This window comes from Cyanobium sp. Tous-M-B4, from assembly GCF_024345395.1.
Classification (GTDB): Bacteria; Cyanobacteriota; Cyanobacteriia; order PCC-6307; family Cyanobiaceae; genus Cyanobium_A.
Window position 1 is genome coordinate 70,077 of record NZ_JAGQBA010000004.1, and the last position, 17,091, is coordinate 87,167.

A 17,091-nucleotide genomic window follows, 5' to 3' on the forward strand; every position below is an offset into this window, starting at 1 on the left:
GCATTACCAAGGCAGCAGCGTGCCGTTGGCGTGCCAGAAGCCACCGCTGGTTGCCAGGCTGAGAGCATCAATCCGGGCCAGCAGGCCCCGCACCGCCTCCTCGGGGCTGATGCCCTGGGGGTTGAAGTTGACCATGCGGGTGCTCACCAGCCCAGGGTGCAGCAGTGCCACGGCGATGCCGCGGGGTCGCAGGTCGATCGCCAGGGATCGCCCCGCCATGTTCAGCGCCACCTTTGACATCCGGTAGCCGTAGGAGGAGCCGGAGCTGTTGTCGTCAATCGAGCCCATGCGGCTGGTCATCAGCGCCAGTTTGGAACCGGGCTGCAGATTCGGCAGCAGGGCGGCCACGAGCAGCAGGGGCGCCATGGCATTCACCTCAAACTGGCGCCTGAGGCTGTCGCTGTCGAGATGCTCCAGGCGGTTGGTTTCAAGGATGCCGGCGTTGAGGATCACCCCGTCAAGCGGCTGGCCAGCTAGCCGTTGCTGCAGAGAATCAAGATCTGCTTCGGCGGTGAGCTCGATCCCCGCCTCGAGGCGCACCCCCAGCGCCTCCAGTTCCGGCGACGGCGTGCGGCAGACGGCGATCACCTGATCGCCGCGGCCCTGTAGTTGTCTGCAGTACTCGAGGCCGATGCCGCGGTTGCTGCCGGTAACGAGGAATGTTGGCATTGCTGGCCTGTGCAATTGCTCAAGACTGACTGATATCAGCCAGCATCAGCGCCGTCCGTTGACGATCACCGAGTTGCCGCTCCCCCCAGCAGTACCCGGCAGGGCAGGCACCACGGAGGTCTGGCCATCCCACTTGTCGAGGAAGAGCTTGTAGAGCACCTGGTCATCGAGGCTTGAGTTGAGCGTTTCGTAGCGCTTGGCTTCCTGCTCGGCGATCAAGACCTCGGTTTGGGCGCGCAACAGCTGCTGTTCAGCAATCTGCTTCTGTTCAATCGCGGCGCGGTATTCCTCGGCGATTTGCAGACCAGTGAGATCGAGTCCCTGCACGCTCACGTAGTCAAACTTACGCAGCTCCTCCGCCACCTTCTCCTGCACCAGTTCCGAAATGGAGTTCCATTCGGTGGCGATTGTCACCAGCTCGTATTGCGAAAAGACTGATTTGAGTGCCTTCAGTAGCGATGGCTGGATCACGCGGGGATAGATCTGCTGGTCGTCGGTAGCGATCGTCTCGTAAATCCGCCCCGCTTCTGCGGGCTTCATGGCGTATTTCACTGTGGCAGTGGCCTGGATCACCTGGAGATCCTTAGTGAGAGTCGAAAACTGCTCTGGTCGCACCTGGGTGCGTACGTCAAATAGCGAAGTGTTCTGCACCAGGGGGGCCTTGATGTTGGCGCCTGGGCTGCGGGGGGTACCGGTGACCTTGCCCAGGGTTGTGACTACGGCCACGTTGCCGGCCGGCACGATGAACACGGTTTGGCTGAGCAGAATCGCGATGCCCACCAATACGGCCGCAATCAGGCTGAGGGTTGCTCCAGGACCATCGGGACTGCCAGCTGAGCGAAGGGGCGACTGCATGAACGGGTCTGAACCAATTGCGAACCCTAGGCAGGTCCTCCGATGAAGCAACGGCTCACAAATGGAGATGTCATCGACCGCAGCAGGGTGCTGTAGCTGATCTGGAAGCGCTGTTCATCGCCCGGCACTAACGCCTCTGCCGCTCCGCTCACCACCAAGTGGTCGCTGGATGCGCCCTCGATGCTGATCCCAGGGGCACTAAGACCGGCCGGGTCGGCATCCTGTTCGCCCAGGGCAAGTAGGGCTCGCATCGCCATGGCTTGGTCTGGTTGTTTTTGGGGAGCAACTGGCTCTTTGGCAAAACTGGTGCAGTGACGGGTTCCCCAGGCACGGCTTGGCTTGCGCTTGGACTCGATCACCTCTGCCACCAGGGTGATGGCATCTGTGTACAGCCCTGGTATGGCTGTGCGGGTGAGGGGCTCTCGCCCCAGCAGTAGGGCCTCGCCGAGTCGCAGGTGGTTGATGCGGCCCGGATCGCCGCCACCAGTCAGCCAGGGAAGATTGGCCGAATTACCTCCAGAGCACCACTCGAGCCTGATGCCAAAACGCCTTTCCAGGGAATCGATCAGACGCGATAGCTCGGCCATATTGGCTTCATCTGGGGCAACGCCGTTTTGACAGCCCAGATTGGTGCCGATGCCAACCAGCAGCAGGTTTGGCAGGGCCAGGGTTAGTAACACCATCGCCTCAAGATCTGCCGCGAGAATTCCCTCGCGCAGGTCCCCTAACTCCACCATCAGCAGCACTCCGTGGCGCACCCCCTGGCAATGGGCTGCAGCTGCCAAGGCCTTGAGCACCACCGCCTCGCTGTTGCAGCTAACCGCCGCATGGGCCACTACCCGATCCACCTGGCTGAGCATCGGTGAGCGAACCAGCAGCAGGGGCACGCCAAGCTCGCAACGGCTAAGCGATTCGATTGATTCGATTCGCGATTCACCGATGGAATGCACCCCTGCCGCCACCCAGGAGCGCACAATTTCTGGCAGTCCCAGGGTTGCCTTGCTGACCCCGGTCACCTTGATTCCTTGGCGGGCAAGCCGATTCACCATGGTGGTGGCGTTGTGCTGCAGGTGCTCGAGATGGATCTCAAGCCGCGGTGCGCTCAAAGCTTCCCGTCAGTTGATCCGCACAACTCGGGGAAAGCCCGCAGCACCATTGCCACCAGAGCAGAGGGTGCACGGCTCACCGCATCGGTGACAGGAATGGCGAGCTCGGCGGCATAGAGGGCGATTGCGGCACTTACCTCGGCGTCATCCATGCCCTCATGATTCAGGGTTAGGCCGATTACCCGCGTTGGCGCGAAGGATTCGATCAGGCGAATTTCACTGGCAGGCGTGGGCATCGGCATAAACGGAAAGTCGCTGAGCTGCCGGCGTGCTGGCGCGTGCTGCAGCACCACCGCTTGGGGCTGGCTGCCCCGCAGGATGAAGCCGGAAGAGAGGTAGGCGGGATGGCTGAGGGCCCCTTGGCCTTCAATCACGATCACCGCAGGTTTTTCCGTGCAGTAGGCCTCCACCACTGCGCCCTCCACCTCCCCTGAGCAAAACTGCGACGGAATTGCATCAAGAGGAATGCCATAGAGGCCCCCTTGAATTAATCCGGTTTGGCCCGTGCTCACCAAAACGGCGCGGATACCACTGGCGTTTAGGGCTTGAACCAGAAGCGTGGCCGTGGTGCGCTTACCGATAGCGCCATCGGTGCCGAGCACGGCGATTCGAATGCAGCGTGCCTTGGCGATCGAACCATTGAATAGGCGAAGATCCTTCAAAGAGGGTGGACGACGCACATCCCGAATTGACACTTGATGACGAATAGCCGCCAGCGCAAATTCACTGTCGTCATTAAGGAATTCGCGCATGCCGCTGACCAGATTCAGGCCTGCTGCCATGGCCAGCAGCAGCGCTTGACGATCCTCTTTGCCATACAGGCCATCTGCAGGCGCCATGCCATAGATGAAGGTGCTGGCGCGGGGCCCTGGCAAGGCAAGGGCCTGTTCTAGATCAGCCACGATGGGAATGCCGTTGCTGATGCCGTCTAGTAGCAGACCTGCATCATTCCCAGCTGATTGGCTGTCAATAATTGCTCTAATCTCGAAGGCTTCACAGAAGCGTACGAGTCCGTGGGCGGTTTTGCCGTCGAGCCCCGCGAAGTTTCCTTCGCAATAAACGACTGCAGCCGATTTTACCGCTACTTGATGCGGTGAAATCGAAATGGTCAGGTCATTGACCTGTTTTAGAAATGCCAAATAAGCCAGGACCCATCGTTTGCCCAGGCTTGAAACAAGTCTGAGGTGGTGATTTCAGGGCTCAGAATTGGCCGCTGGAGGGCGTGGATAAGTTCACCCTAGGGCGCTTTCTGCTTCTAGGGGGTCAGCCAGTATTTCGGCGATCTGGTTTTGGCCATTGCCCTGCGCCAGACATAGGGCCCGTTCGGCGCGAAGCAGGGCATCGACGGGATGGCGATCGGCGGGGGCCAGCAGGGTCATGCCGCCACTGGCCGTTAGCTGGTGGCCGCTGGCCGAAAAGGCTCCCCGCAGCTCGTTGATGCCAGCGCGGATGGCATCAGCCCGTTCCATGGCTGTGTCAGTGTCAACGTTCACCATCAGCAGGGCGAATTCATGGTCGCCGATTTGACCTACAAGGTCCTGCTCGCATTGCTGGGAGCGCAGCAGGGCGGCAACGTCCATTACCGCCTGATCCGAGGCCTGCAGACCCCAGCGGTTTTTGATCTGGTCGAAGTGGTCGAGCTGCAGGGCCAGCACGGCCAGGTTTTCGCCTGCCTGGCGTGCCCGCAGTAGCTCAGGCTCAGCTTGCTCCAGGAAGTTTGCTCGGTTTGCTAGGGCGCTGACTGGATTCACCGTGGTGAGTCGACGCAGTTCAAGTTCACGCAGCACCAGCTGGGCCAGATCCTCGAGCAGTCGCACCTGGCTGGAGCTGAAGTGGCGCGGCAACCTGTCGATCACGCACAGGGTGCCGAGGTTGTGGCCGTCGCGACTCTGCAGCGGTGTGCCTGCGTAGAAGCGCACCTTTGGGTCTTGAATAACCAGGGGATTGGTGCAGAAACGTGGATCCTGGCGGGCATCTGGCACCACCAGGGTTTCATCACCGGCAATGGCGTGGGCGCAAAAGGCCATCTTCCGCGGCGTTTCGGTGCTGTCTATGCCGTGGTGGGCAAGGAACCACTGGCGGTCGCCATCCACAAGCGAGATGAGCGCGATCGGGGTTTCCAGCACAGTCGAGGCGAGCCGCACCAGCCGCTCGAAATGCTCATCGCCTGGATGGTTAAGTACCCCCAAGCGCTCTAAATCCCTTTGGCGTTGGGATTCGTCCGCCGGAATCGGGTAATCGGGATACGGCATGGACTGATCCGATAATGCCAATCCTAGGAAGTCTTCGGCGCGCCAACCGGGCTTCGCTAGGGCCATGATTTAGTTGTTGCCAACAGCACTTCCCATGGCCCTGCACCAAGAAAGCTGTCTCCCCTGCCGCGATGGGGCGCCGCTCCTGGATGCGGCTGAACTAGCCGAATTGTTGACCCAGTTGCCCGGTTGGCTGGTTGTGGATGGACACCACTTGCAAAAGGCCTGGAGCTTCGCTGATTTTCAGCAGGCGCTCGATTGGCTCAACCGGGCTGGGGCGATCTGCGAAGCAGAGGGTCACCATGCCGAATTCAGCCTTGGCTGGGGTCACGCAAGCGCTGAGGTGTACACCCACAAGGTGGATGGCCTAACCAGAGCTGATGCGGTTTTGGCCGCCAAACTTGATGGGGCTTAGCAGGCGCTAACGGCGTAATGAGTCTGCAGCCGGCAGGTTTCGCTGGGACCAATCTCAAGTTTGCCATCGCCACTGATCAGAGCCTGGCGAGGTCCAGTCCAGGGCTCTAGGCAGACCATTGGACGGGGCGGTTCGGTCCAGAGCACCACCAGGTTGAACGGGGCGCTGAGCTGCAGATCAAGGGCCAGGCCGGCATCCGGATCCAGCAAGCGGACGTCTCCACTGGGACGGACCAACAGGTCAATGCCGTCGTCCATTCGCTTGATTTGTTCTGCTGTGTCAGCGTCGGCCATTGATAGGTGGTTTAAGCAGCGCTCCGGTAGCCCCTCAAAGCGGGGAGATTTGAGGTTGCTGAGATTGAAGTAGGGGTGGAGGCCGAAGCTGAAAGGCATCGGCTCCTGGCTGCGGTTGTGCACCGAGGTGTCGATCTCGAGGGCCCCTGGCACCAGGCGCAGCTCAAGCCTCAGCAGAAAGCTGAAGGGATAGCTCGTCAAGGTGGTCTCGCTGTCTTTGAGCTCCAGGGCGATGCCTTGGCCATCCTCGAGAGCGCTCAACTGCCATGGCAGCTGCCGGGCGAAGCCGTGCTGAGCCAGGGGAAAATTCCCCTGGGGTAGGGGCAAGGTGTTGTCCGGCAGGCCGCCGCAGATCGGGAAGAGGATGGGAATACCGCCTCGTACTGATTTGGCGGGGTCGAGGAAGCGTTCAAGATCGAGGTAGATCAGCTCCTTGCCGTTGCAGCGCCAGCCGGTCACCAGACCGCCGCGTTCAGGCACCACCCTCAGCAGATCCCCTGAGTCGCTTGCGAACTCCCAATGTGGATAGGGGGCATCGCGGTGTATCAGGGCCACGGAGCTCGAGCGGAGTTGGCCTATTTAGGCCTGCGGTCGGCCTCTGGGCGGGTGTTCCTTCACACAATCTTCCATTGATAAAGATCAGCACCGGTCTCGATACCCTTATCAATTCCATAAGGTTTTGCAAACAGCGAGTACCAGTTATGAATCGCTCAGAGGAAAGACTGCCTAGCCGGGAATTATTTGAGCCCCGCAGCCTGGAGTGGCAAGAAAATGGCGAGTTGGCAAGCACCGAGATGTTCGAGCTGGTCAAGCGTCTGCGGGCTGTGGAATCAGGAAAAACTGTCAACGAGCTTTGGCGGCTCAGCCAGAAAGCCTGAGGCTGGTTGTCGCGCCAACACGCCCCCTTGCCATTCCAGGCCAGCTTTGGTTGATTCAAGTGGTCGCAGCGCGTGTCATGTCTGATCCTTCTGCCATCGCAGAGTGGCGACATCGTGGCTGCAGCGTGCGCTTGATCAGGCGCTGTCCAGCTGCAGAGGCCTACCGCATTCAGCACTGCAGTGGCATGCCCATGGGTTCGGTAGCCAGCCTTGAAGAGGCACGCACCCTCATCGACGACCACATTCATTTACTTAGGCAGCGGCTTGTAGCCAGCGCTTAGTTTTCAAGGCAAAACCCCGACTAAGCCGCGGCGGCGCAGTTCCTGCTGGAATTCATTGCTGAGTGGATCCAGGCGCCATTGCCGCTGAGTCCACTGCCACAAGGCCTGTAGCCGCCAGCCCAACCACAGCAGGCACAGCACCAAGCCCAGCCAACGCATCGAAAGGTCCACGTAGACCACCCTTGTTTAAGAACGGACCTCGCTCCTGGCGATGGGCACGGCCATCCATTGACACAAGTCGCCAAGGGCCATGGCCTCCACCCCGATTGGCGGATCGGTTGATTTGCTCCCCCTGACAGGGCTAGGTCCGCGGTAGCCCTAACTGCCCGCCGGGGAGCGCCTGGAATCGGCTCTTGCCGGCAATACCTGCCGGGGCCGCTTGCTCCCCGAGAGTGGCGATCTGCTGACACGGCTCCGAAAACAGGCTCGGAATCCCTGAAAATCGACCGAGTTTCTTCGGAAAGCAGCGGTCATGACTACGTCAGGTTTTCCGATGTCAGGTGATGACGACGCCAACGACCTGACCTTGCGTCAACTGCGCCAGATGGCGAGCAACCTCGGCATCGGTCGCTACAGCCGGATGCTGAAGGATCAGCTGTTGCGGGCTATTGAGCGCAGGTCAGACTCCCAGCCCGCACCTAGCCAGCCCGGAGGCGATGCGCCTGAGGGTGCGGGTCTGCTCAGCATTGAAGCTGAGATGAGCTCTGCTCCCCGGCCCGCCTCCGAAACGGCAGTTGTATTTCTGCCCAGGGATCCCCAGTGGGCCTACGTGTTTTGGGAGCTCTCCGACTCCGACCGCCGCCAGGCAATGGCCGACGGTGCCAGCCAGCTGGTACTCCGAGTTGTTGATGTGACCGGTCTCGGTGCTGGTGCTGCCCACCAGCACACCATGCAGGAAGTAGTGGTTAACAGCCATGCCACCGAGTGGTATCTGCCTGTTCCCCTCAGCGATAGGGACTACCGGGTTGAACTTGGCTACCGGCTTGCTGGTGGCGGTTGGCGTTCATTGGCCTTCTCCTCGGTGGCTCGGGTACCGGCCCTCCATCCCAGTGAGCAGATCCTTGATCAGTTTGTGCCCTTCTCCTTAGATGCCGCTGCTCCTGCTGCAGCTAGTGGTGCAGCCGTTATGCCGACTGCAGCTCCCGGTATTCACGAGCGCGTATATCAGGCTGCTACCACCACTTGGCGGGCCGTCGGCCGCGGATCCGAGGCTTTCCACGAGGTGGATGCCAATTCCGACCACAATCAGGGTCTGAATGCTTCCGGTGCCGGTCTTTGGGCCAGCGGCCGCAACGAGTCAGGTGCTGGTGGTGTGGCTACTCGTCAGCGGGCCTTCTGGCTAGTAGCCGACGCCGAATTGATTGTTTATGGCGCTACTGATCCGGCGGCAACCCTGCGGATTGGCGACGAAGTCGTGCCCCTTGGCGAAGACGGCACCTTCCGGCTTCAGGTTCCCTTCCGTGATGGACAGCAGTTGTACCCGATCACTGCAGTAGCAGCTGACGGCGAACAACGGCGCAACATCACTCTTGAATTCGTCCGCACAACCCCGGACGCCAATGTCAACACCTCTGAGGAAGCGGTGGCTGAGTGGTTCTAGGGCACCAGATTCACCAGCTTTCCAGGCACCACGATTACCCGGCTGGGGGGCTTGCCCTCCAGCCATTTTTGTGCGATTTCGCTGTTGAGTGCCAGCTGTTCAAGGGTTGCTTTATCAGCGTTGGCGGGCACCGCCAGGCTGCCTCGCATCTTGCCCTTGACCTGAATAACCAGGTCAATTGTTTCGCGCACTAGGGCTGCAGGGTCTGGCTGCGGCCAGCTCTGAGCGTGGATGCTGCAGTTTTCGTCTGGATTGGCGCCCAAACGCAGCCAAAGCTCCTCTGCCAGATGGGGAGCAAATGGAGCTAGGAGAACCAACAAAGTGTGCAATGCCTCTTTAGCTACAGGCGCAGAGGCCGCTTCGAGATGTTCAGCCATCACATTGCTGAGCTTCATTAACTCAGAAATGGCGGTATTGAACTGATATTCACCATCGAGGTCCTCGCTGATCTCGGCTATGGCCGTGTGCACTGCCCGGCGCAGCTCCAGCTCAGATGCCGTCAGGGTCGTGTTGGCAAACTGGGCCGCAGCTAGCTCAACCACAGATGACAGTTGCAGGCCCCGGGCGCAGGCTCCATCCACGAGCCGCCAAAGGCGCTGCAAAAAGCGGAACTGGCCTTCCACATCGGCGTCTTCCCATTCTAGATCTTTTTCCGGTGGGGCCTTGAACAGGATGAACATCCTGGCCGTATCAGCGCCATACTTATCAATTACCTGGGCAGGATCGACGCCGTTGTACTTCGATTTCGACATTTTTTCGTAAAAAGTCTCTAGCACTTCGCCACTGATTGGATCACGGGGGTCGCTTGGATCGGCAACATCGCCCGGAGCGATGTATTTGCCGGAGTGGGGGTTCTTGTAGGTAATGCCCTGAACCATCCCCTGGGTAAGTAGGTGGGTGAAGGGTTCATCGAATCCCAGCAGGCCCCGGTCACGCAGCACTTTGGTGAAGAAGCGGGCATAGAGAAGGTGGAGGATCGCGTGCTCGATGCCACCCACGTATTGATCAACCGGCAGCCAGCGGTCCACGGCCTCGCGAGTAAACGGAAGGTCCGTGTTGTGGGGATCGCTGTAGCGCAGGAAATACCAGCTGGAGCACATGAAGGTGTCCATGGTGTCGGTCTCACGCTTCGCCGCCTTGCCGCAGCAGGGGCAGTCCACGTTCACCCAGCTATCTAGTTGGGCGAGGGGCGATCCGCCTTTGCCCTCAAGGTTGGCCCCCACCGGCAGCTCCACCGGCAGCTGTTCGGCCGGTACGGGCACCACACCGCAGCTCTCGCAGTGGATCACCGGGATCGGACAGCCCCAGTAGCGCTGGCGGGAGATCAGCCAGTCGCGCAGGCGAAACTGCACCTTGGCATTGCCCCAACCCTGACCCGCAGCGGCCTCGGTGATCGCCCTTTTGGCTTCACCGCTTGGTAAACCATCGAAGCAACCGGAGTGGATCAAAACCCCGGCTTCTGTCCAGGCACCACCTTCGAAGGCGTGCTCGTCGCTGCCCTGGGGAATGATCACCTGCTGCACCGGCAATTCGTACTGCCGCGCGAATACAAAGTCGCGCTGGTCGTGGGCAGGGACCCCCATCACTGCGCCGGTGCCGTAGTCGGCGAGGACGTAGTCGGCGATCCAGAGGGGGATAAGGGCGCCATTGGCTGGGTTGCGCACCCGGGCACCGATCGGCACACCCCGTTTGGGTTTGTCGTCGGCCGTGCGCTCAAGTTCGCTCTGGCGGCTCACCAGATCACAGAAGGCCTGCACGTGGAGCTCCTGCTCGGCGGTGGTCAGCCCAGCTACCCGGGGGTGTTCGGGTGCCAGCACCAAGTAGCTGACGCCAAAGATGGTGTCTGGGCGAGTTGTGAACACCGTGATCTGTTCACCGGTGCCAGCACCAGATGAATCCACAACCTCAAAGTGCAGCTCGGCGCCCGTACTGCGGCCAATCCAGTTGGCCTGCATGGTGCGCACCCGCTCCGGCCAACCCTCGAGCTTGGTCAGATCGTCCAGCAGTTGGTCGGCGTAGGCGGTGATCTTGAGAAACCACTGGCGCAGCTTGCGTTTCTCTACCAGGGCTCCGGAGCGCCAGGAGCGGCCCTCGCCGTCCACCTGTTCATTGGCAAGCACCGTTTGGTCGATGGGATCCCAGTTGACGCTTGCGTCTTTCTGGTAAGCGAGACCAGCATCTAGAAATTGCAGAAATAACCACTGGGTCCAGCGGTAGTAGTCGCTATGGCAGGTAGCCAGCTCTCGATCCCAGTCGATGGAGAGGCCAAGCCGCTTCAGCTGCTCCCGCATCGAGGCGATGTTTTGATCGGTCCAGATGCCGGGTTCAATTCCCCGCTCGATGGCCGCATTTTCAGCTGGTAAACCAAAGGCATCCCAACCCATCGGATGCAGCACCTGCTTGCCACGTAAACGTTGGACCCGGGCGATCACATCGGTGATCACGTAGTTGCGTACATGACCCATGTGCAGGTTCCCCGATGGATAGGGGAACATCGACAGGGCGTAATAGCTGTCGCCGCAGGATCCATCCAGCTTGGCTGGCGTGCGGTGCTGAGCCACGCTCTCCCAGCGCTGCTGCCAGCGCGATTCAAGGGCCTGAGGTTGGTAGCGGGGGGCGTCGCTCACGGCAGCCAGGCTGGATCAGGGCTTTGATCGTGCCATAGCCCAGTTGGATGCCTGCCGCTCAGCCGAGCGCACGGATCGTCGCCGCGGCCGCACGACTGATAAGGGTGAGGGGGCGGTTTTCGTCCTGCTTGAGCGCCAGGTAGTGGATGTCCTGCCAATGCAGGATTCCCTCAAGCTCCCCCACACCCAGCACCTGGACCGCCACAGGGGTTTTATGGCGAATCAGATCCTGCAAATGCCGAATGCTGGGTTGCGAGGTATCGAGGGCGGTGGTCCGCTTCTCGAAAAAGCTCTGCATAAGATCTAGCTATGGCTGCGCTCGCCCCCATCGTGCTCCAGTTCAGCAAATATCAAGGCCTGGGAAATGATTTCCTCATGCTTGATGGCAGGGGAGCCTCCAGCACCGACGCCAGCTACGGCCTCACTCCGGATCGAATCCAGCGCCTGTGCGACCGCCGCTTCGGGGTTGGCGCTGATGGTGTGATCCTGGCCCTGCCGCCCCGGCAGGGCGGTGAGTTGCGCATGCGGATCTTCAATGCCGATGGCACGGAACCGGAGATGTGTGGCAATGGCATGCGCTGCCTGGCCCGCTTTCTGGCCGATAGCGATGGCGATGTTCCCGGGCGTCAGTGGCAGATCGAAACCTTGGCGGGGCGCATCGTTCCCGAGCTGCGTCAGGACGGCAGGATCCGAGTCGACATGGGAGCCCCCTTTCTCGATCCTGAATCCATTCCGACCACCTTGCCTTGCGGCGATAACGGGCTGGCCCAGGGCAACTTGGAAGTCGCTGGCAACTCTTTTGCGGTCGGGGCGGCCGGTATGGGCAATCCCCACGTTGTAATCCCCGTTGACGACGTTGAGGCGGTGGATTTGGAGCGTTACGGCGCGGCATTCGAGGTTCACCCCGCATTTCCCGCCCGCACCAACGTTCATTTCGTTCAGGTAATCAGGCCCACTCACCTGGTGATGCGGGTTTGGGAGCGCGGAGCGGGCCCCACCTTGGCTTGCGGCACCGGCGCTTGCGCCACCCTCGTGGTGGCCCATCTGCTGGGGCTGGCTGAACGCTGCGCGCGCCTCGACCTCCCAGGAGGGCCCCTGGAAATCGATTGGGATGAAGCCAGTGGTCATGTGTTTATGGCGGGCCCCGCTGTGGCTGTTTTTGACGGCGTCGTGACTCCCGAGCTCTGGGGTGATGAGCCCTTCGAACTCGAGGCGGCCACCCCGGTGCAAAAGCAACCACACGCTTCGCCTGCAGTCGACTGCGCCAGCGTTTGCACCAATGGCTGCATCCGACCTGAAGCCTGCCCATCAGCCGAAGCGCGGGCCCGGGTTGATGCCCTGCTCAACAGCAGCTCCCTCGATGACCTAGTGGCCTTGGCGACCAATTCCCTTGAATCGCGGATTCGCTCTCGCTTTGAGCGGGATCCAGCCCAGGGAGGCTAGGTGGGTTATTCCGGCAGTCAGGTGCCAGCACTGGCTGGCTACTTCGACACCAGCGCCACCACTCCCATCGCTACTGAGGTGCTGGAGGCAATGGCCCTTGCCCAGGCCACGGCCTGGGCTAACCCCTCAAGCCTCCATGCCCCTGGCCTTGCAGCAGCAGAGCAGCTTGAACGCTCGCGGCTGAGCCTGGCCGCTGGGCTGGGCTGCGAGCCAGATGAACTGGTGGTGACCTCTGGTGGCACCGAGGCCATTCATCTGGCCCTGCTCGGTGCTGCTGCTGGCCTCAGCCCCGGCCGGCTGGTGATATCGGCGGTCGAGCATCCCGCCACGCTGGCGGCAGCTGCCCAACTGCAGCAGCGCGGCTGGAGCGTCCAAACCGTGCCGGTAGATAGGCAGGGATTGCTTGATCTCGACGCCCTCGATGGCTTGCTGGTGCCTCCAACCCGTCTGGTCTCGGTGATCTGGGGGCAAAACGAGGTTGGTAGCCTCCAGCCGATTGAGGCGATCGGGGCACGCTGCCGGCGGGCGGGGGTGCTGCTGCATGTTGATGCGGTGCAGGTTCTGGGCCACCTGCCGATCAGTTTTCGCCAGCTGCCCATGGATTTTTTAAGTGGGGCAGCCCACAAGCTGCAGGGCCCCAGGGGGGTTGGGTTGCTGCTAGTGCGTCGTGACCTCGCCCTCCAGGCCCAGCTTGGTGGTGGTGGCCAAGAGGGCGGCAGGCGTGGTGGCACCGAACCGGTGGTGCTGTTGAGCGGCTTCGCCAAGGCCCTGGAGCTCAGCTGTGCTGCGCCCTCGCTGGCACCCCTGCGCGACTCCCTGCTGCAGCGGCTTTTGAGCCTTCCCGGGGTGCGGTTGAGCGGTCCGCCCCCGGGCGACTCCCGCTTGCCTCACCACCTAAGCCTGCTGGTGGCTAGCGAGGCTGGCCAGCCGCTTTCCGGCCGCAACCTGGTGCGTGAGCTCTCCCGCCAGGGCTTCGCCCTGAGCAGCGGTTCCGCCTGCAGCAGCTCTGGATCGGCTGCCAGCTCCGTGCTCCGGGCCCTGGGCTATGGCGAGGCCGACGCCGCAAGTGGCCTGCGCATCAGCCTCGGTCCCTGGCACCGCGCCGCCGATCTTGAGGCCCTGGTCCAGGCGTTGCAGATGGCGCTTGCGGCCTCGGTAGCGTCGGAGCATCCGTTGACGGCCTAATGCTCCCCCCCGATCTGCGCAGCGCCGAAGCTGAAGCACTGGCAGCGATTCAGAGCGCCTTGGCAGCTGGAGCCAAGGGGCTGTGGAGTGTCGAGCTTCGGTTTGAGGGTCTGCGATTACTCCCCTTGGCCCTGCGATTGCAGGCTGGTCTCAATTCCGCCGCACCCAGCCTGAGGCTGCTTTGTGCCGATGCCGGCGCCACCGCCCTTGCCCAGCGCGATGCCCCTGATTTCGCGACCCGAATTGCCAGCCTGCGCGATCAGATGCGCCTTCAGCAGGCTGATGGCGGCAGCGAGGGCGTGCTGCTGCTGGTGGCACCTTCCCCCGCCGACTACGAGGAGGTGGAGCAGGTATGCGCCCTGCACCGCGGTGTTGTCCTGCTGTTAAACGGCAACCTCGAGGATGCGGCCATCGGCATCGGCAGCGTGGCTCGGGAGCGCCGTAAGGGTTTTCTTGCCGGCTGGCAGAGCGCCTATGCCCTGATACCAACTGGCGATGGGGCCCTGCGTCGGGCCTGTCCGGGGATGTGGGAGCTGTATCGCTGCGATGCCGATGGCTATCGCTTTGTTTGCAATTTCGACCAGAAGCCAGACATGGAGCAACGGGCGTTAGCCATGGCGGGTGAAGCCGGCCTGGGGCTCGGCGCCAACCTCAAAGTGATGGACGCTTTCATTGAAGGCCTGCGCAACTAGCCCCTTGCGGCCCCACTTGCACTGGATCTAACCGGCCAGCCTCCGTACACTTCGCCAAACGCAGACCCTGCCGATGGCTTCCGAGAGCGACCAAAGCCCTGCAGCAAAAGGACGCTCCTGGAGCCTTGTTGACATCGGCGCCGGATTTGCGGTGCTCCTGGCTGCCGCAGGGGTGATCTGGAGCCCCAAGCTGAGCGGAGCGGTGGCTCAGGCCACCGGTGGCCTCACCCCAGTCACCGTGCTGGTGGATGTGCGAGGTGTGCCGGTGGCTGATCCCGGGGCCTTGATTCAGGCCGCCCAGGAGGAGGGCAAGGTTGCAATCGTGATCCGTAACCAGCCCCATGGCTCGGTGGCGCTCAAGCGGGTATTGCCCCTGCAGCGACGCCTGGTGGCGGTCCAACCCAACGGATCGGTGGTGACGGCTGTTGACCCCAACCAGGCAACTCTGGGCAGCCTCGATGCTCGTTTTGTGCTCCAGGGCCAGGGCCGCAAGAGTGCTGGTGGTGTGGTTTTTGGTAACCAAACCCTCAAGATTGGTGCCCCAGTGGAAATTGAGGGGGAGCAGTTCCGCGTTGGCGGCACGGTTAGCGGCCTCCAGGTTGGAGGTGGCTGAGATGGCCCCTCTCAAAACCCCTGCTAAGCGTCAGCTTCTGCTGCGCCTTTCTGGTGTGCATGCCCTTGGGCTCGTTTTGGCGGTTGGGCCAGCCACTGCCTTGGCCCAGCAGGTGCCCTTGGCCCAGCAGGTGCCCCTGGCGTCCCTACCGCCCCTGCCCCCACCGGTTGGCCTGCCCCAGCTGCAGGCTCAGCTGAGCTGTCCGGCCCTGCAGCAGCGGCTGCTTGCCACCGTGGCTGGCGAGGCTTCTGTGTGGAGCATCACCATTGCCGATGGGCAGGGCCGCCTGCTGGCCGACCTCAACGGCAACCGGCCCCGCATTCCAGCTTCCAACCAGAAGTTGGTGAGCACGGCCTATGCCCTGGACAGATTGGGCCCTGACTATCGACTTAATACCCAGCTCTGGCGGCTGGGTGATGGCAGCTTCCGACTCACCGGTGAGGGTGACCCCGACCTGGCCCTGCCCCAGCTGCAGCGATTCGCCATGTTGGCGCTGGGATCGGGTGGCAGCAGTGGTGAGACGCCTTCGCTGGTGCGGTTGCAGATCGCCGAGGAGCCACGCCAGGCCTGGTGGCCCCAAGGTTGGCACCCGGACGATCGCTACTACGCCTACGGCGCCCCGATCACCCGGCTAGCTGTCACCAGCAATGCAATTAACGAGGCGGTGATGAATCCGCCTTCGCGGCTGCAGACCCTGCTGCAGAAAACCATGGTTCAGCGGGGAGCCAAGGTGCAGGTGTCGCTGGTCTCGTCCCGCGCCCCCCTGCCCGGTGATGCGGTGCTGCTGCATCAGGAGCCATCGGCGCCGATGCACAACCTGCTGAGCCTGGCCAACACCGAAAGCCACAATTTCACCGCCGAGGTACTGCTGCGACAGGGGGCTGGCACCTGGGATTTGGCCCGAGCTGCCCAGCTTCAGATGCTTTGGCTCACCGAACAGGGCCTGCCGATGCAGGGGGTTCGAGTTGCCGATGGCAGTGGCCTCGACCGCGCCAACAGACTCACCAGCCGCTTCTTGGCTGCGTTGCTTTTGCGCATGGATCAGCACCCCTACGGCCGCGCCTATCTGGCGTCGATGGCGGTTGCGGGCCAGCGGGGCACCTTGCGCAACCTTTATGTGGGCACACCCCTGCAGGGACAGTTCTATGGCAAAACAGGCACGATCAGCGGTGTGCGCTCCATCAGTGGCGTGCTGATGACGGGGGCCGGGCCCCGCTACGTAAGCGCCATTAGCAATGGCGCCAGTTCGCCCAACGTCACTATTGGCAGGGTGCTGCGTCAAGCGCAAAACAGCCAGCTGTGCCCCCCCTAGCCCGCTAACTGCTTGAGAGTGTTTGCGACCCGGCGGCGGCGACCCGGCGTCTCCTCGCCAGCTGGTGCGGTGGCTTCTGGCCCCTGGAGTCGCACCAGCTCGCGGCGGCCTCCTAATACCACCTGGCTCATCTCCTTCAACCTGCCCTCGAGTTCGCCCAGCACCTGCTCGGCGTAGCGGTTGGCACCCTCTTGAATGGCGGCCGACTCCTGGCGGCTGCGGCTCACAAGGGCGTCGCATTGCTGCTGGGTCTGCTGGCGGAACTGCAGGGCGTCGTTGTGCACCCGCTCCGCTTCTGCCTGGCTATCGCGCTGCACCCTCACTCCCTCTTGGCGGATCTGCTCAAGTTCAGCCATCGCCTGTTGACGATTGCGATCGTGCTGTTCGAGCAGCTGGCGATTGCGCTCGGCTGTTTCCTGTTCGAGCTGCTGACGACGGAGCGCAAATTGCTGCTCCATCTGGGCCATGCGGGCTTGGTGCTCCTGTTCAGCCTGGGCAACCTGCTGGCGGGCTTGCAACATCAGCTGCTCGCATTGCTGGCGGGCCTGATCCCGCAGCTCACCCACCTGCCGCTCCGCCTCCTGACGTATGGCGGCAGAGTTGATCAGCTGCTCCCGCTCCCTTTTGCCAGCAGCAATAATTTCGTCGGACTGCTGGCGGGCCTGGCCAATAAATTCCTCACGCTGGCGGATTAGAGCTACGGCCTGCTGCAGCTGGCCTGGCAACGATTCCCGCAGGGCATCCATCACTTCAATGGCGTCCTGCTCATTGACCAGCCTTCCGCCGCTGAACGGAATGCGGCTGCCCTCCAGCACGATCTCCTCCAGCTGATCGAGCTGATCCAGCACGGTGATGGTGGGCTCGGCCATG

The 17,091-nt window shown here is 62.0% G+C and carries 19 protein-coding genes; 9 read left to right on the forward strand and 10 right to left on the reverse strand.

Annotated features, from left to right (window positions below):
• Positions 1-3: 3 nt before the first annotated feature.
• From KBY73_RS08860 to KBY73_RS08880, 5 genes are all read right to left on the reverse strand, one after another.
• Entirely contained in the window at positions 4-669 is a 666-nt protein-coding gene (locus tag KBY73_RS08860) for an SDR family oxidoreductase (protein WP_254936736.1), read from the reverse strand.
• A gap of 45 nt (positions 670-714) precedes the next feature.
• A complete protein-coding gene (locus KBY73_RS08865; protein ID WP_106501758.1) occupies positions 715-1,524 on the reverse strand; it encodes a prohibitin family protein in 810 nt (269 codons plus the stop codon).
• A gap of 26 nt (positions 1,525-1,550) precedes the next feature.
• Positions 1,551-2,630: an alanine/ornithine racemase family PLP-dependent enzyme gene (locus tag KBY73_RS08870; RefSeq protein WP_254936737.1), complete on the reverse strand. Its 1,080-nt coding sequence runs from the start codon at positions 2,628-2,630 to the stop codon at positions 1,551-1,553.
• Positions 2,627-3,769: a DUF1611 domain-containing protein gene (locus tag KBY73_RS08875; protein ID WP_254936738.1), complete on the reverse strand. Its 1,143-nt coding sequence runs from the start codon at positions 3,767-3,769 to the stop codon at positions 2,627-2,629. Before KBY73_RS08875 ends, KBY73_RS08870 begins: the two co-directional genes overlap by 4 nt.
• A 93-nt stretch (positions 3,770-3,862) precedes the next feature.
• Complete coding sequence (locus KBY73_RS08880; protein ID WP_254936739.1) at positions 3,863-4,882, reverse strand: GGDEF domain-containing protein; 1,020 nt, start codon at positions 4,880-4,882, stop codon at positions 3,863-3,865.
• Positions 4,883-4,976: 94 nt separating this feature from the next.
• Here KBY73_RS08880 and KBY73_RS08885 point away from each other — a divergent pair, with 94 nt between their 5' ends.
• Positions 4,977-5,297, forward strand: coding sequence for a 4a-hydroxytetrahydrobiopterin dehydratase (locus KBY73_RS08885; RefSeq protein ID WP_254936740.1), 321 nt, complete (start codon positions 4,977-4,979; stop codon positions 5,295-5,297).
• On the opposite strand, the gene KBY73_RS08890 is transcribed toward KBY73_RS08885, so the two are convergent.
• Positions 5,294-6,145, reverse strand: a complete 852-nt coding sequence (locus tag KBY73_RS08890; protein ID WP_254936741.1) for a galactose mutarotase — start codon at positions 6,143-6,145, stop codon at positions 5,294-5,296. The two genes, KBY73_RS08885 and KBY73_RS08890, sit on opposite strands and share 4 nt — an antisense overlap.
• Positions 6,146-6,291: 146 nt before the next feature.
• On the opposite strand from KBY73_RS08890, the gene KBY73_RS08895 reads away from it, so the two are divergent.
• Both KBY73_RS08895 and KBY73_RS08900 read left to right on the forward strand, forming a co-directional pair.
• A complete protein-coding gene (locus tag KBY73_RS08895; protein ID WP_254936985.1) occupies positions 6,292-6,468 on the forward strand; it encodes a hypothetical protein in 177 nt (58 codons plus the stop codon).
• A 77-nt stretch (positions 6,469-6,545) separates the two neighbouring features.
• Positions 6,546-6,749, forward strand: a complete 204-nt coding sequence (locus KBY73_RS08900) for a hypothetical protein (protein WP_254936742.1) — start codon at positions 6,546-6,548, stop codon at positions 6,747-6,749.
• Positions 6,750-6,752: 3 nt separating this feature from the next.
• Here the strand turns inward: KBY73_RS08900 and KBY73_RS08905 are convergent, their stop codons facing one another.
• Complete coding sequence (locus tag KBY73_RS08905) at positions 6,753-6,908, reverse strand: hypothetical protein (RefSeq protein ID WP_254936743.1); 156 nt, start codon at positions 6,906-6,908, stop codon at positions 6,753-6,755.
• A 313-nt stretch (positions 6,909-7,221) separates the two neighbouring features.
• Here KBY73_RS08905 and KBY73_RS08910 point away from each other — a divergent pair, with 313 nt between their 5' ends.
• Entirely contained in the window at positions 7,222-8,349 is a 1,128-nt protein-coding gene (locus tag KBY73_RS08910; protein ID WP_254936744.1) for a DUF4912 domain-containing protein, read from the forward strand.
• Here the strand turns inward: KBY73_RS08910 and leuS are convergent.
• Together leuS and KBY73_RS08920 are read right to left on the reverse strand one after the other, a co-directional pair.
• Positions 8,346-10,976, reverse strand: coding sequence for a leucine--tRNA ligase (gene leuS, locus KBY73_RS08915; protein WP_396096871.1), 2,631 nt, complete (start codon positions 10,974-10,976; stop codon positions 8,346-8,348). The two genes, KBY73_RS08910 and leuS, sit on opposite strands and share 4 nt — an antisense overlap.
• 58 nt (positions 10,977-11,034) lie before the next feature.
• The gene (locus tag KBY73_RS08920; RefSeq protein ID WP_254936745.1) at positions 11,035-11,274 is read right to left on the reverse strand and encodes an Hfq-related RNA-binding protein; all 240 of its coding nucleotides are present in this window, start codon (positions 11,272-11,274) and stop codon (positions 11,035-11,037) included.
• 11 nt (positions 11,275-11,285) lie between these two features.
• Here KBY73_RS08920 and dapF point away from each other — a divergent pair, with 11 nt between their 5' ends.
• From dapF to dacB, 5 genes are all read left to right on the forward strand, one after another.
• On the forward strand, positions 11,286-12,419 hold the full coding sequence (dapF, locus tag KBY73_RS08925; protein ID WP_254936746.1) for a diaminopimelate epimerase: 1,134 nt from the start codon (positions 11,286-11,288) through the stop codon (positions 12,417-12,419).
• Positions 12,420-13,604 (forward strand): aminotransferase class V-fold PLP-dependent enzyme, encoded by a 1,185-nt coding sequence (locus KBY73_RS08930; RefSeq protein WP_254936747.1) that lies wholly within the window; start codon positions 12,420-12,422, stop codon positions 13,602-13,604.
• Entirely contained in the window at positions 13,604-14,296 is a 693-nt protein-coding gene (locus KBY73_RS08935; protein WP_254936748.1) for a DUF1995 family protein, read from the forward strand. The genes KBY73_RS08930 and KBY73_RS08935 overlap by 1 nt, the downstream gene beginning before the upstream one ends.
• Before the next feature lie 73 nt (positions 14,297-14,369).
• The gene (locus tag KBY73_RS08940) at positions 14,370-14,909 is read left to right on the forward strand and encodes a DUF4330 domain-containing protein (protein WP_254936749.1); all 540 of its coding nucleotides are present in this window, start codon (positions 14,370-14,372) and stop codon (positions 14,907-14,909) included.
• A gap of 1 nt (position 14,910) precedes the next feature.
• On the forward strand, positions 14,911-16,221 hold the full coding sequence (gene dacB / locus KBY73_RS08945) for a D-alanyl-D-alanine carboxypeptidase/D-alanyl-D-alanine-endopeptidase (protein ID WP_254936958.1): 1,311 nt from the start codon (positions 14,911-14,913) through the stop codon (positions 16,219-16,221).
• On the opposite strand, the gene KBY73_RS08950 is transcribed toward dacB, so the two are convergent.
• Positions 16,218-17,090 (reverse strand): hypothetical protein, encoded by an 873-nt coding sequence (locus KBY73_RS08950; protein WP_254936750.1) that lies wholly within the window; start codon positions 17,088-17,090, stop codon positions 16,218-16,220. The two genes, dacB and KBY73_RS08950, sit on opposite strands and share 4 nt — an antisense overlap.
• Position 17,091: the final 1 nt, after the last annotated feature.